The sequence below is a fragment of the Aeromonas sp. s9 genome (assembly GCF_040907765.1).
Classification (GTDB): Bacteria; Pseudomonadota; Gammaproteobacteria; order Enterobacterales; family Aeromonadaceae; genus Aeromonas; species Aeromonas caviae.
The window spans coordinates 20,334-33,029 of record NZ_JBFOCK010000045.1 but is presented as its reverse complement, the minus strand read 5'-3'; the positions used below and the strand labels follow the sequence as shown (position 1 = coordinate 33,029).

The window sequence follows — 12,696 nt, the reverse complement described above, 5'->3', positions numbered from 1 at the left end:
ACCGGCGCTCGGGGCGCCGGTTTTTTTATGCCTGCACCCACCGAAGTGGCGGATGCTGCCTCATCTCTGTTTTTCGATCCGATACCTCTACATCGCCATGTGTGATGCGACGAATACATCAAACATCATCTCTTCATCAGTAGTTGATGCTGACATAGGGGACTTCGGTCACATCCCACGCCTGCTTGAGGTAGACGGTGAGCACGAAGAAGAAGTTGGCCAGCAGATTGGCGAAGCGATAGAGGATGGGATCGAAGCGCACGCCGCTCTCTTCCAGGCGTACCAGCAGACGCACCACCTTCTTGCTGCCACAGCGGCACAGGTGCAGGGTGGGAATGGGCTGGGGCCCCTGGGGCAGCACGAAGCCGGTCACCCGGCCGCGACTCGCCTCGTTGTAGTGATCGTACCGTCCCTTCAGCCAGTCCAGATCCTCTTCGAAGATGCCGAGCCGTCCCCGCACCGAGCCGTTGAGGTTGTAGATGAGCCGCTGCAGGGTCGCCAGATCCGCCATCACGGGCCGGGTATCCTCATCCGGCATCAGATGAGAGAGCACGGCCCCCACCTGGCAGCAGAGCTCGTCGGTGGCGATCTCGTAGTCGCACTGGAACTGGGTTTCGAAGATGAAGGGGTAGCAGAGCTCGCGCTTGTCTCTTGGCTTCTTGGGGTTCATGGCATCGCCGGGCTGGGGAAAAGGGCAGTGTGCCAGCCCGGGGACGGGCTGGCAAACACCCCGCCCCCGCCGGCATCACGGGGGCGTCGCCAGACTAGCCGGTCGCCATCTGCTGGCCAAGCAGCCGCATGGCCTCCAGCATCCGCTGGTTGAAGCCCATGAAGCCTGCCCCCTGGGTCGCCCCGTCCTGACCCCGCGCCGCCAGCACGGTGGGTGTCAGCGCCTCCTGCTGGGAAGGGGGCAGCAGGGCGTCGGCCTGCTGCTGCAACCGGCTGAGCCTCGGCAGGTAGTCCGCCAGGGGCTTGAGGCTCTCCTGCAGGGAACTGGCCCCCTGGTAGGTCTGACTCAACTTGGCCGATTGCTTGAGCTTGAGGGAGTAGGAGACCAGCTGGCTGTCATCCAGTTGCAGCCCGCTCAGCCCGTCCGCCAGGGTCTTGCCGTCGCCCCCCTTGAAGAACTGCCCGGCCAGCTCGTCCAGCCCCTTGACCAGGGTGCCGATGGCATCCATCTCGGCACTGTCGAGATCCCCCTCCAGGGAGAAGTCGAAGCTCTGGCTCGACTTGAGGCTGAACTGGCTGCCCCCCCCGTCGCTCTGGGACTTGAACTGCCAGCTGTCGCTGAAGCGCAGCATCACCTTGTCCCCGTCCCGGGTCTCGATCTCGAGGAGGGCCTGCTGGCGGCTGGCCATCCTGGCATCCCCCAGATCCGTGGTCGACACCTTGCCGAAGAACTCCTTCTCGAACTCGTCGAGCCCCTTCTGGATCAGCTTGTAGCTCTGATCCATGCCGGTCTTGATGTCCTCGTTGTCCGCCCAGTCACCGAGCAGCTTCCTGGCGTCACCGAAGCCCTTGTCCACCCCCTTGCGGGCCTGCTCCATCATCTTGGTCAGGTCGTCGTCGGACTTGCCGTCGGCACGGGCCGCGCCTATCCGCCCGGTGACGAACTGCAACACGTTGTCCGCCACCGACTGGAAATCGAACAGGGTCTCCGGGGTGATCTCCTGGGGTTCCTGCACCTTGGGTGCCTTGTAGCCCTGGCCGTTGATCTCCAGCGCAAATTGCAGCGCCTGCTGGATCAGCACCTGGGCCCATTTCGGGGGCTTGTTCAGGGAGACCTCATCCCCCTTGTCCGCCGTTTTCGACTCCGTCTGTTGAGGCGATTTGGGAGCAATGCCCACTCCCTTGGGTTGGGCTGCGCCCATGCCATCAATTTGCATCATTACTCTCCCGCCTATAGTGGTGGATCGGTTATCGGCCCGACTGGCCACTTCTTGACCACAAAAAACTTGGACAATCCGCAACGGCCTTTTAAAATCCCCACCCTTTGGTTGGCTGCGGCCTTCCCCCGGTCTTTCCCCGGCTCAGCCCGGTGCATGCGAGGTATCCATGACTCAATCCCAGCCCTCTTCCGCCGACGCCCAGGGCAGACGGACTCCTGCCGACTACCAGGCCCAGCTCGACGAGAAGCGCGATCGCCTCACCCAGCTGTTCGCCCCCTTCAATCCGCCCGCGCTGGAGTTGCACGCCTCCCCCGCCGAACACTACCGGATGCGCGCCGAGTTCCGCATCTGGCATGAGGGGGATGACCTCTTCCACTGCATGTATGCACCGGCCACCAAGGAGATCATCCGGGTCGACAGCTTCCCCACCGCCAGCCTGCTCATCAACCGGCTGATGCCTGTGCTGCTGGCCGGGCTGCGCCCGCACCCCGTGCTGCGCAAGAAGCTGTTCCAGATCGACTACCTCTCCACCCAGTCCGGCCAGATCTGCGTCAGCCTGCTCTACCACCGCAAGCTGGAAGCCGAGTGGCAGCAGGCCGCCGAGGCGCTGCAGGCCGACCTGCGGGCCAAGGGGTTCGAGCTGCAACTGATTGGCCGCGCCCACAAGCAGAAGATCTGTCTCGGGGATGACTTCGTCATCGAACGGTTGAATGTGCAGGGGCGCGAGCTGGTCTACAAACAGGTGGAAAACAGCTTCACCCAGCCCAACGCCGCCATCAATGAACAGATGCTGGGCTGGGCCCTGGACGTGACCAAAGAGAGCGAGGGGGACCTGCTGGAGCTCTACTGCGGTAACGGCAACTTCTCCATCGCCCTGGCGCAGAACTTTCGCAAGGTGCTGGCCACCGAGATTGCCAAGCCGAGCGTGGACTCCGCCCAGTTCAACATCGCCGCCAACGGTGTCGACAACCTGATCATCCTGCGCATGTCGGCGGAGGAGTTCACCATGGCGATGCGCGGCGAGCGGGAGTTCAACCGCCTCAAGGGGGTCGATCTCGGCGCCTACCAGTGCAACACCATCTTCGTCGACCCGCCCCGGGCCGGTCTGGACGACGCCACCGTCAAGCTGGTGCAGGATTACGACAACATCCTCTACATCTCCTGCAACCCCGAGACCCTGCAGGCCAACATGGCCGTGCTCGGTGAAACCCACGAGATCGCCCGCTTCGCCCTGTTCGACCAGTTCCCCTGGACCCACCACATGGAAGCCGGGGTGTACCTGAAGCGCAAGGGCGGCTGATCCGGGCGGTTCCCCGGCTGCTCCATGGCAGCCGGGGCAGCTATGGCCACTGAAGGGCACGGATCCTGCCTCATCGGACCGACCCGCCACGGGACAAGTGGGGCGGCCCGATGCCAACCGCTTCATCCTGCCCCCCCATCCCCCCGGGAGAAGGGGCAAAAACCCCCGCATTGATTAGTTATCCCGGTGCAGAGCGCGGACGCAGCCGTTATGCTGGCGACACGCCCACTCACGCCATGACCGGGGAACCACGCCACCATGCCACGCGTTCTGTTTGTTGAAGACGATCCCGAGATAGGCCAGCTCATCAGCAGCTGGCTCGGTCGCCACGACATCGAGGTGTTGCTGGAGACCCGGGGTGACCGGGCACTCGACAGGGCCCTGGCCGAGCAGCCGGATCTGGTGCTGCTCGACATCATGCTGCCGGGGCAGGATGGCCTCTCCCTGTGCCGGGATCTGCGCCCGCGCTTTGCCGGCCCCATCGTCATGCTCACTTCGCTCGACAGCGACATGAACCAGATCCTGAGCCTGGAGCTGGGGGCCAACGACTACATCCTCAAGACCACGCCCCCCCCGGTGCTGCTGGCCCGGCTGCGAGTCCAGTTTCGCCAGCAGGGGCAGAGCCAGCAGGCCGTGGTCCCCGCCGCCCCGCCCCAGCGCCTGCAGTTCGGCCGCCTCCAGATAGACGGCCCGGGTCGGGACGTGCGCCTCGATGGGGAGAGCATCCCCCTCTCCACCGCCGATTTCGACCTCCTGTGGGAGCTGGCCTGCCACGCCGGCCAGATCCTGGGGCGGGAGGCGCTGTTTCGCAGCCTGCGGGGGCGCGACTACGACGGCCAGGATCGCAGCATGGACGTGGCCATCTCCCGTCTGCGCCGCCGGCTCGGGGATGACAGCAACAACCCGACCCGCATCAAGACGGTGCGCCAAAAGGGTTATCTACTCGTACCCCAGGCTTGGGAATGAGCTGGTGTCTCACACGCCTGCACACCAGAAGCCAGGGAATGACAGCAACAACTCGATCTGGATCAAGACGGTGCGCCAGAAAGGTTACCTGCTGGTGCCCCAGGCCTGGGAATAAGCCCCGCCGAATGACCTTGATGCACTCAGCCTTCTCCCCTTGCGGGAGAAGGGTTGGGGATGAGGGGCAACAAGGCAATGTCCAGACGCAATCCAGGCAAGAGGAGAGCCCCGATGCGACGCCTGTTTATCCAGTTCTATCTGCTGTTGATAGGCTGCTTCACCCTCGCCATTCTGCTCATCGGGCTGGTCTATCAGGTCAGTGCAGAGCGGGCGGGGGACCGTTATCTGGAGCGGATGATGCAAGGCTCCCTCGGCCTGCTCACTGGCGAGCTGGCCCGGCTGCCGCCGGAACACTGGGCCACCCGCATCGGCGAGCAGAGCCGCCAGCTCAATCTGCCGCTGCAGATCGGCGTCCTCGCCAACCAGCCCCTGGCCAGCGAGGATCAGGCCTTCCTCGAGGCGGGCAACATCGTCATCGTCGAGGAGGATGACACCTTCCTGCAGCGCATCCCGAACACCGACAAGGTGCTGATCGTCGGCCCCGTCCCCTACCTCTCCTACCTGCATGAGCTGCACTGGGTGGACGTGGGGCTGCTGCTGCTCATCGGCCTTTCCCTCGGCCTGCCCATCCTGCTCTGGCTGCGCCCCCACTGGCGCGGCCTGCAACAGCTCGAACAGACCGCCCGCCGGGTCGGCGACGGGGATCTCTCCTGTCGCACCGGTTTGCCGCCCGGCAGCAGCCTGGGCCGGGTCGGCCGCACCTTCGACCAGATGGCGGAGCAGTTGCAGGCCATGCTGGCCAGTCGCAAGCAGTTGACCGACGCCATCGCCCACGAGCTGCGCTCCCCCCTGGTGCGGCTGCGCTATCGCCTCGCCATGCTGGCCGAGCCTCCCTCACCCGAAGAGCAGCAGGGACTGGAGCGGGACCTCGGCGCCCTCGATGCCCTCATCGAGGAGATGCTCACCTATGCCAGGCTCGATCGCCCCGAACTGCCGCTGCAATGCAGCGATCTGGAGCTCGGCAGCTGGGCCGGCAGCCGCCTGGCCGACTGGCAGGCCCTGCGACCGGACAAGCGGCTCGACTTCGTGCGCCCGGCCATGGCTCTGCCCTGGCGCGGCGACACCCGATTGCTGGACCGGGCGCTGGAGAACCTCATCGGCAACGCCCTGCGCCATGCCACCAGCCAGGCAAGCCTCTGCATAGCGCGACAGGGGGACGACTATCTGCTGGAGGTGGCCGACGATGGCCCCGGCATCGATCCCGCGCTGGCCCCGCAAATCTTCGAGCCCTTCGTGCGCCTGGATCAGAGCCGGGATAGACGCACCGGCGGCGCCGGGCTGGGGCTGGCCATCGTGCGCAGCATCGCCCACCACCACGGCGGCGAGGTGCAACTGCTGCCAAGCCGCAGCGGTGCCCGTTTCTGCCTGACCCTGCCCGTACATTTGGATACAAACCGTCACCAGTCGCTCACTGAACCGCAGGTCGAACAGCCCTAGGATGAAGTCATGGAGAAACGCTCCATGTCATCAAACCGAACGAGGAACTGGAATATGAACAAGCTGATCCCCCTGACTCTGGCCGCTGTCTTCGCCCTGACCTCCGGCTTCACCATGGCCGCCACCCCGACCAAGGCCGCCGCTCCCCACGCCACCCAGACCAAGGTCGTGAAAAAGCATCACAAGGCTGCCCACGCCAAGGCGCCGGCCGTCAAGGTTGCCCCCAAGACCAAGTAAGCTGCCCGCTGCCGCCATGAAAAAGGGGCCCCCGACAGGGGGCCCCTTCTGTTTTTGCGCGCTTGCCGTGACTCAACCCAGCATGTAATCCCCTGGCAGTTCGATGCGGGCCACCCCGGAGGCAACAGCCGCCAGTGCCACGGCACGGGCAACCCGCGGCAGCAGGCGGGCGTCCATGGGCTTGGGAATGACGTAGTCCTTGCCGAAGGCGAGTTCACTCACGCCAGCGGCGGTCAGCACCTCGGCGGGTACCGGCTCCTTGGCCAGAGCCCGGATCGCCTCCACTGCCGCAATCTTCATGGCATCGTTGATGCGGCTGGCACGGGCGTCGAGGGCGCCGCGGAAGATGAAGGGGAAGCAGAGCACGTTGTTGATCTGGTTCGGGTAGTCCGAGCGGCCGGTACCCATGATGAGATCCCCGCGCACTCCGTGAGCCAGGGCAGGCTTGATCTCGGGGTCCGGGTTGGAGCAGGCGAAGATCACCGGGTTGGGGGCCATCAGGGCCACCGCCTCGGCGGGCAGTACGTCCGGGCCGGAGACGCCGACGAAGACGTCAGCCCCCTCGATCACCTCCATCAGGGTGCTCAGGGGGGTGTCGTTGGCGAAACGCTGCTTGTACTGGTTCAGATCGGTGCGGCCGCTGTGGATCACACCCTGGCGGTCCAGCATGAAGATGTTGTGCGGCGCAGCCCCGCACTTGATCAGCAGATCCATGCAGGCGGTGGCGGCGGCACCGGCGCCCATGCAGACGATGCGGCTGGTGCCAATCTCCTTGCCCTGTACTTCCAGCGCGTTGAGCAGCCCGGCTGCGGTGACGATGGCGGTACCGTGCTGGTCATCGTGGAACACCGGGATGTCGCAGCGGGCGATCAGCGCCTCTTCAATCTCGAAGCACTCGGGGGCCTTGATGTCTTCCAGGTTGATGCCGCCGAAGGTGTCGGCGATGGCGGCCACCGTATCGATGAACTGGGTGCTGGTCTCGTGCTTCACCTCGATGTCGATGGCGTCGATGCCGGCAAAGCGCTTGAACAGCAGGGCCTTGCCCTCCATCACCGGCTTGGAGGCCAGCGGGCCCAGATTGCCCAGCCCCAGAATGGCGGTGCCGTTGGAGATGACGGCCACCAGGTTGCCCTTGCCGGTGTAGCGGTAGGCATCGGCCGGATTGGCGGCGATCTCGCGTACCGGTTCGGCAACGCCCGGGCTGTAGGCCAGCGCCAGATCGCGAGCGGTCTCGGCGGGCTTGGTGAGGGCGATGGCGATTTTGCCCGGAACGGGTTGGGCGTGGTAGTCGAGTGCCTGTTGGCGGAGATCGTGCTGCTGATCGGACATGGGGGACCCCGATACGGAAATGAATGAGTGATGCGTTGGCTCGCCAGCGGGCGAGGGCTGAGGATCATAAAGAAATCCCCCGCCCTTTCACAGCATAAAATATCGCTGGATAGCAATGACACGCTAGTCAGTAGCATGTCATGCCACCCCAAATTACCCAATTAGTTATAGATTCGATTTCAATCCATGACTGGAATGCCGGCTTTTGCCTCTGCCTGCCGGGCGATGGCCTCCGTCATCCCCTGGAAGATGAAGAGGTGAAACGGCAGCATGGCAAGCCAGTAGGTCAGCCCCCAGGCCCCCTGCGGATGCCAGTGGGCCGTCACCCGCAGCCGGGTCAGGCCGGACTCCAAGGGCTGGATGTTGAACTCCAGCCGACCGACGCCGGGGGCCTTCATGTTGAACAGCAGATCCAGCCTGCGTCCTTCATCCACCCCGAGGATCTGCCAGGAGTCCAGCATGTCCCCCTTCACGAAGCGATCCGGGTTGGTACGTCCCCGGGTCCGGGCCGGGCCGCCGATCAGATGATCCATCCATTCGCGCACCACCCACAGCTCGTTCATGTAGAAGTAGCGCTGCTCACCCCCCAGTTGTTGCAGCACCTGCCACACCACCTCGGGGGCGGCGAGGCAATCCGCCTCCCCGCTGGCGGTGCGGTCGTAGAAGCCATATTCAGGATGGCGCCAGCGCAGACCAAGGGGCGTCTCCTCCCCGTGCTGCTCGGCACCGAGCCTCTGCTCCAGCGCCAGGCTCTCCGCCAGCGCCTCATCGAAGCTGAGCAGATGCTGGGGCAGCAGGGCGCGCAAGGGGCCGTCATCCGCCGGGATGTCGTGCTTGAGCCCCCCCACCAGCGCCTTGGCGATGGGTTGGGGAACCGAGGTGGCGAACTGCAGCCACCAGGCGGAGAGCCGGGGGCTCAAAAAGGGGATCGGAATGATGGGGCAGCGTTTGCCGATATGGGTGGCGAACTTCTGGAGCTGCTGCTGGTAGCTGAGCAGCTCGGGGCCCGCCGCATTGAAAATCTGGCCATCCACCCCGTCGGCTTCCACCAGCCCGCCCAGATAGTGCAAGAGGTTGGAGAGGGCGATGGGGGGCGTGCGGGAACGCACCCACTTGGGCGTCACCATCATGGGCAGGTTGTACACCAGATCCCGCATCACCTCGAACGCCGCCGAGCCGGGGCCTATGATGATGCCGGCACGCAGCTCTACCGTGGGCACCCCTGCGCTGCGAAACAGCTCGCCACAGTAGCGCCGGGAGTTGAGGTGGCGACTGTTGCAGGGCTCGGGCTGGATGGCCCCGAGATAGACGATGCGGCGCACCCCGGCGGCACGGGCGGCGGCGGCGAAGTTCTTCACTCCCTGCTGCTCCAGCCGGTGAAAACCGGCCCCCGCCCCCATGGCGTGTACCAGATATAAGACGGTGTCGACCCCCGCCAGCGCAGGGGGCAGGGTGGCAGGCTTGAGGCTGTCGGCGAGGCGAAACGCCACCCCCTCCGGCAGACGGCAGGGACGACGGGCCCCGGCGATGACCCTGTACCCCAGACCCTGCAGATGAGGCACCAGGTAGGATCCTATGTACCCGGCAGCTCCCATCACCAGACATGTGCGCATCGGCTCTTCTCCCTTGGTTGAGCCAACACCATAGGGCAAAGCGGTGAATTACAGAATGGCGGCCAATAAAAAAGGCACCCGATGGGCGCCTTTTTCAGAATTCTTCAGAAGCAAGATTACTTCTTGGAGGTCAAGCCACCGAAACGCTTGTTGAACTTGTCTACGCGGCCGCCGCTAGAAACTTCTTTCTGCTTGCCGGTGTAGAACGGGTGGCACTCGGAGCACACGTCCAGGTTCAGATCTTTACCGATGGTAGAGAAGGTGTTGATGACGTTACCGCAAGAGCACTTGGCGGTGATGGCTACGTAGTCAGGATGGATACCAGCTTTCATGGACAACCTCAATTATCAGGCCGTGTCGCCATCCGATCTCTTGTCGGACACCACACGATTGTTGAACACAGTTTCAAAGGCTGCGAATAATATAGGAAACGCCTGAGATCAGGCAAGTGGCTTCGCAGAAAAAATAGGCAACCCCTGGTGAATTCTTCCCAAACGCTGGATCTGGTTCGTGTGGCTGTGCCGGTGCCGTTACGCCGTCATTTCGACTATCTCTCTCCCCTGCCCTTGCCTGCCCCCGGTTGCCGGGTCGAGATCCCGTTCGGCCCGCAGACCCTGGTCGGTCTGGTGGTGGATCACCCGACCGAGAGCCAGGTCCCCCGCAACAAATTAAAGCCCTTGAAGAGGGTGCTCGACAGCGCCCCCGTGCTGGGGCCCGACATTCTGGCGCTGATGGCCTGGAGCGCCGGTTACTACCAGCACCCGCTGGGGGAGGTACTGCCCCACGCCCTGCCTGTGCTGGTGCGCAAGGGGGAGCCCGCCGCCTATCGGGAGCTGGAGTTCTGGTTTGCTACCGAGGCCGGCATGGCCATCGACCTCAACGAGCTCAAGCGGGCGGCCAAGCAGCAGCAGGCCCTCGCCCTGCTGCGCAAGGGGCCGCAGACCCCCTCCGCCCTCAAACAGGAGGAGATCCAGAGCGCAGCCCTCACCGCGCTGGAGAAGAAGGGACTGCTGGAGAAGCGCTCGCTGGAGCCGAGCCATGATGGCGACTGGGCCACCCGCTTCGAGCCGGGTGAGGGGCTGCGCCTCAACGGCGAGCAGGCGCTGGCGGTGGCCGCCGTCACCAGCCAGAGCAACAAGTTCGGTGCCTTCCTGCTGGACGGCATCACGGGCTCCGGCAAGACCGAGGTTTACCTCAGCATCCTCGAGCCCCTGCTCAAGGCGGGCAAGCAGGCGCTGGTGATGGTGCCGGAAATCGGCCTCACCCCCCAGACCATCAACCGCTTCCGCCGCCGCTTCAACGTGCCCGTGGTGGCGATGAACTCCGCCATGAACGACAGGGAGCGGCTCGATGCCTGGCTGGCCTGCCGCGACGGCGGTGCCGCCATTCTGATCGGCACCCGATCTGCGGTGTTCACGCCGTTCAAGGACCTCGGCATCATCATCATCGACGAGGAGCACGACGGCTCCTTCAAGCAACAGGACGGCTTTCGCTACCACGCGCGGGATCTGGCGGTGATGCGGGCCCATCGCGCCGGCATTCCCATCCTGCTTGGATCTGCCACCCCGTCGCTGGAGACGCTGCACAACGCCCGCAGCGGCAAGTATCACCACCTCACTCTCACTCGCCGCGCCGGCAACGCCCAGACCGCTCGCCAGGTGATCCTGGACATCAAGAACGTGCGGCTGCAGGCGGGGCTCTCCCCCCAGCTGGAGCAGCTGATGGCCGAGCATCTGGCGGCGGGCAACCAGGTGATGCTGTTTCTCAACCGCCGCGGCTATGCGCCGGCACTCATCTGCCACCAGTGCGGCTGGAGTGCCGCCTGCGAGCGCTGCGACGCCTGGTACACCTGGCACCAGGCCGGGCGGCGGCTGCACTGCCATCACTGCGACAGCGTGCGCCCGCTGCCCCACCACTGTCCCGAGTGTGGCAGCAGCGAGCTCATCGGCTCCGGGGTCGGCACCGAACAGCTGGAGCAACTGCTCGGCACCGTGTTCCCGCAATATCCGGTGGTGCGCATCGACCGGGACAACACCCGCCGCAAGGGGGAGCTGGAGACGCACCTCGGCGACATCAAGGCGGGCAAGTACAAGATCCTGATCGGCACCCAGATGCTGGCCAAGGGCCACCACTTCCCGGATGTGACCCTGGTAGGGCTGCTGGATGTGGATGGCGCCCTGTTCAGCGCCGATTTTCGCGCCGCCGAGAAGCTGGCCCAGCTCTACACCCAGGTGGCGGGCCGGGCTGGTCGCGCCAGCAAACCGGGGCTGGTGGTGCTGCAGAGCCACCATCCCGAACACGCCCTGCTGCAGGATCTGACCCAGAACGGCTATGGCCACTTCGCCGACACGGCGCTGAAAGAGCGCCGCCTGCTGGGGCTGCCACCGTTCAGCCATCAGGGACTGTTCCGGGCCGAGGCCAACGGCCGCGACGAGGTACAGCTGTTCCTCAGTCGCCTCGCCGATACCCTGCGCAGCGCCCGCTATCCCCAGGTGCAGGTGCTGGGGCCCATCAGCGGCTTCATGGAGCGCAAGGCGGGCAAGTTTCGCATGCAGCTACTGGTGCAGGGGCCCAGCCGGGCACCGCTGGCCCAGTTGCTCGACTGGGCGGTGAAGGAGCTGGAGGGGTGGCCCGAGACCAAGCGGGTGCGCTGGAGTCTGGATATCGACCCCACGGAACTGAGCTAGCGCGGCTCTGCCAGCACGGCCTCCGCCAACACCCTGGCCTGTTCCAGAGCCAGAGGCTGCTGATAGCTGTGGGCCATCACTACGGCCCCTTCCAGCAGCAGGCATAATCCGGTGGCCTGCACCTCGGTGCATTCGAGGGCCTCCCTGACCCAGTTCAGCAACGCCCGCTTGTGGGCCACCACCAGCTTGCGCACCGGGTGGCGAGGATCGGAGAACTCGGCGCTCGCGTTGATGAAGTTGCAGCCGTAGAAATCGCTGCGGCCAAACCAGTCGGCAAAACCCTCGAACAGAGCCTGCAATCTGGCCTCCCGGCCCGATACCCCCGCCATCCTGGCGTCCAGCAGGGCAAAAAACTCCGCATCCCGCGCCATCAAGACGGCTTCGATCAAGGCATCCTTGGTGGGGAAGTGGCGATAGAGGGTGCGTTTGGTACTGCCCGCCTCGGCCCAGATGCGATCGATGCCGGTGGCGTGAAAGCCGTGACGATTGAACAGCCGATAGGCTGTCGTCATCAGCTGTTGCCGTTTTTCGCTCATGGTGACTTTCCTCTTGAAGTACACCGATCTGTCTACCTAATGTCGCAGGCTGGATCAAGTGATCCGGCACAGACAAGGAGACAGGAGATGGAAACAAGACGATGGCGAAGTGCCTGGCTGGCAGGGCTCGGTGCCTGCCTGGCCATAATGTTGCTCGGCTGGCTGGACATGAGCTGGCAGTCGACCCTGTTGATGGCACCGTTCGGGGCAAGCTGTGTGCTGCTCTTTTCCCTGCCGGACAGTCCGCTGGCCCGTCCGCAGAACGTGCTGGGAGGCCATCTGCTATCGGCCACCGTGGGGTTGGTGGTGCAATTGCTCCCGCTACCGATGGAGCTCAAGCTGGCGCTGGGTGTGGGCCTGTCCATTGCACTCATGCAGGGACTGGGGCTGATCCACCCCCCTGCCGGAGCCAATCCACTGTTGATCCTGCTCACCACCCAGTCCTGGCCTTTCCTCTGGCAAACAGTGCTGCCCGGCGCCTTGCTGCTGATCATGGTGAGTCATTGCGCCAAGCGGCTGCAAACGTCACGGCTCACACCCACATAAACAACGAGGGGACCAAGGCCCCCTCGTTGTTTAATAGCA

Annotated in this window: 12 protein-coding genes and 1 pseudogene; 7 read left to right on the top strand and 6 right to left on the bottom strand. The window is 64.5% G+C overall.

Annotation, left to right across the window (positions count from 1 at the left end; translation table 11 throughout):
- Window positions 1-136: 136 nt before the first annotated feature.
- Both AB5Y54_RS09035 and AB5Y54_RS09030 read right to left on the bottom strand, forming a co-directional pair.
- Window positions 137-670 carry an ATP--cob(I)alamin adenosyltransferase gene (locus tag AB5Y54_RS09035; protein ID WP_042016441.1) on the bottom strand — a complete coding sequence of 178 codons (534 nt, stop codon included), beginning with the start codon at window positions 668-670 and terminating at the stop codon, window positions 137-139.
- Between the two features lie 94 nt (window positions 671-764).
- The gene (locus AB5Y54_RS09030; RefSeq protein WP_323909279.1) at window positions 765-1,886 is read right to left on the bottom strand and encodes a DUF5610 domain-containing protein; all 1,122 of its coding nucleotides are present in this window, start codon (window positions 1,884-1,886) and stop codon (window positions 765-767) included.
- A gap of 169 nt (window positions 1,887-2,055) precedes the next feature.
- Here AB5Y54_RS09030 and trmA point away from each other — a divergent pair, with 169 nt between their 5' ends.
- The 5 genes and pseudogenes from trmA (at window position 2,056) to AB5Y54_RS09005 (ending at window position 5,946) form a co-directional block, all read left to right on the top strand.
- A complete protein-coding gene (trmA, locus tag AB5Y54_RS09025; protein ID WP_368153467.1) occupies window positions 2,056-3,189 on the top strand; it encodes a tRNA (uridine(54)-C5)-methyltransferase TrmA in 1,134 nt (377 codons plus the stop codon).
- A gap of 258 nt (window positions 3,190-3,447) precedes the next feature.
- Complete coding sequence (gene rstA, locus AB5Y54_RS09020) at window positions 3,448-4,155, top strand: two-component system response regulator RstA (RefSeq protein ID WP_010676073.1); 708 nt, start codon at window positions 3,448-3,450, stop codon at window positions 4,153-4,155.
- Window positions 4,156-4,180: 25 nt separating this feature from the next.
- Window positions 4,181-4,270: pseudogene (locus AB5Y54_RS09015) on the top strand (two-component system response regulator RstA); the annotation flags it as partial.
- Window positions 4,271-4,383: 113 nt separating this feature from the next.
- A complete protein-coding gene (rstB, locus tag AB5Y54_RS09010; RefSeq protein ID WP_277856486.1) occupies window positions 4,384-5,709 on the top strand; it encodes a two-component system sensor histidine kinase RstB in 1,326 nt (441 codons plus the stop codon).
- A 54-nt stretch (window positions 5,710-5,763) separates the two neighbouring features.
- Window positions 5,764-5,946 carry a hypothetical protein gene (locus AB5Y54_RS09005; RefSeq protein ID WP_010676075.1) on the top strand — a complete coding sequence of 61 codons (183 nt, stop codon included), beginning with the start codon at window positions 5,764-5,766 and terminating at the stop codon, window positions 5,944-5,946.
- 72 nt (window positions 5,947-6,018) lie between these two features.
- Here the strand turns inward: AB5Y54_RS09005 and AB5Y54_RS09000 are convergent, their stop codons facing one another.
- The 3 genes from AB5Y54_RS09000 to rpmE form a co-directional block, all read right to left on the bottom strand.
- Window positions 6,019-7,275: a malic enzyme-like NAD(P)-binding protein gene (locus tag AB5Y54_RS09000; RefSeq protein WP_368153466.1), complete on the bottom strand. Its 1,257-nt coding sequence runs from the start codon at window positions 7,273-7,275 to the stop codon at window positions 6,019-6,021.
- Window positions 7,276-7,454: 179 nt separating this feature from the next.
- Complete coding sequence (locus AB5Y54_RS08995) at window positions 7,455-8,888, bottom strand: DUF2867 domain-containing protein (RefSeq protein ID WP_368153465.1); 1,434 nt, start codon at window positions 8,886-8,888, stop codon at window positions 7,455-7,457.
- Window positions 8,889-9,004: 116 nt separating this feature from the next.
- Window positions 9,005-9,220 carry a 50S ribosomal protein L31 gene (rpmE, locus tag AB5Y54_RS08990; protein WP_010676078.1) on the bottom strand — a complete coding sequence of 72 codons (216 nt, stop codon included), beginning with the start codon at window positions 9,218-9,220 and terminating at the stop codon, window positions 9,005-9,007.
- 147 nt (window positions 9,221-9,367) lie between these two features.
- On the opposite strand from rpmE, the gene priA reads away from it, so the two are divergent.
- Window positions 9,368-11,575, top strand: a complete 2,208-nt coding sequence (priA, locus tag AB5Y54_RS08985; RefSeq protein ID WP_368153463.1) for a primosomal protein N' — start codon at window positions 9,368-9,370, stop codon at window positions 11,573-11,575.
- Here priA and AB5Y54_RS08980 read toward each other — a convergent pair.
- The gene (locus AB5Y54_RS08980) at window positions 11,572-12,111 is read right to left on the bottom strand and encodes a TetR/AcrR family transcriptional regulator (protein ID WP_290435930.1); all 540 of its coding nucleotides are present in this window, start codon (window positions 12,109-12,111) and stop codon (window positions 11,572-11,574) included. The genes priA and AB5Y54_RS08980 overlap by 4 nt on opposite strands.
- A 150-nt stretch (window positions 12,112-12,261) precedes the next feature.
- Here AB5Y54_RS08980 and AB5Y54_RS08975 point away from each other — a divergent pair, with 150 nt between their 5' ends.
- The gene (locus AB5Y54_RS08975) at window positions 12,262-12,657 is read left to right on the top strand and encodes an HPP family protein (RefSeq protein WP_171864758.1); all 396 of its coding nucleotides are present in this window, start codon (window positions 12,262-12,264) and stop codon (window positions 12,655-12,657) included.
- Window positions 12,658-12,696 lie beyond the last annotated feature (39 nt).

Coding starts and splice junctions, on each gene's coding strand:
- AB5Y54_RS09035 (WP_042016441.1), bottom strand. CDS start 670: ATGAACCCCAAGAAGCCAAGAGACAAGCGCGAGCTCTGCTACCCCTTC.
- AB5Y54_RS09030 (WP_323909279.1), bottom strand. CDS start 1,886: ATGCAAATTGATGGCATGGGCGCAGCCCAACCCAAGGGAGTGGGCATT.
- trmA (WP_368153467.1), top strand. CDS start 2,056: ATGACTCAATCCCAGCCCTCTTCCGCCGACGCCCAGGGCAGACGGACT.
- rstA (WP_010676073.1), top strand. CDS start 3,448: ATGCCACGCGTTCTGTTTGTTGAAGACGATCCCGAGATAGGCCAGCTC.
- rstB (WP_277856486.1), top strand. CDS start 4,384: ATGCGACGCCTGTTTATCCAGTTCTATCTGCTGTTGATAGGCTGCTTC.
- AB5Y54_RS09005 (WP_010676075.1), top strand. CDS start 5,764: ATGAACAAGCTGATCCCCCTGACTCTGGCCGCTGTCTTCGCCCTGACC.
- AB5Y54_RS09000 (WP_368153466.1), bottom strand. CDS start 7,275: ATGTCCGATCAGCAGCACGATCTCCGCCAACAGGCACTCGACTACCAC.
- AB5Y54_RS08995 (WP_368153465.1), bottom strand. CDS start 8,888: ATGCGCACATGTCTGGTGATGGGAGCTGCCGGGTACATAGGATCCTAC.
- rpmE (WP_010676078.1), bottom strand. CDS start 9,220: ATGAAAGCTGGTATCCATCCTGACTACGTAGCCATCACCGCCAAGTGC.
- AB5Y54_RS08980 (WP_290435930.1), bottom strand. CDS start 12,111: ATGAGCGAAAAACGGCAACAGCTGATGACGACAGCCTATCGGCTGTTC.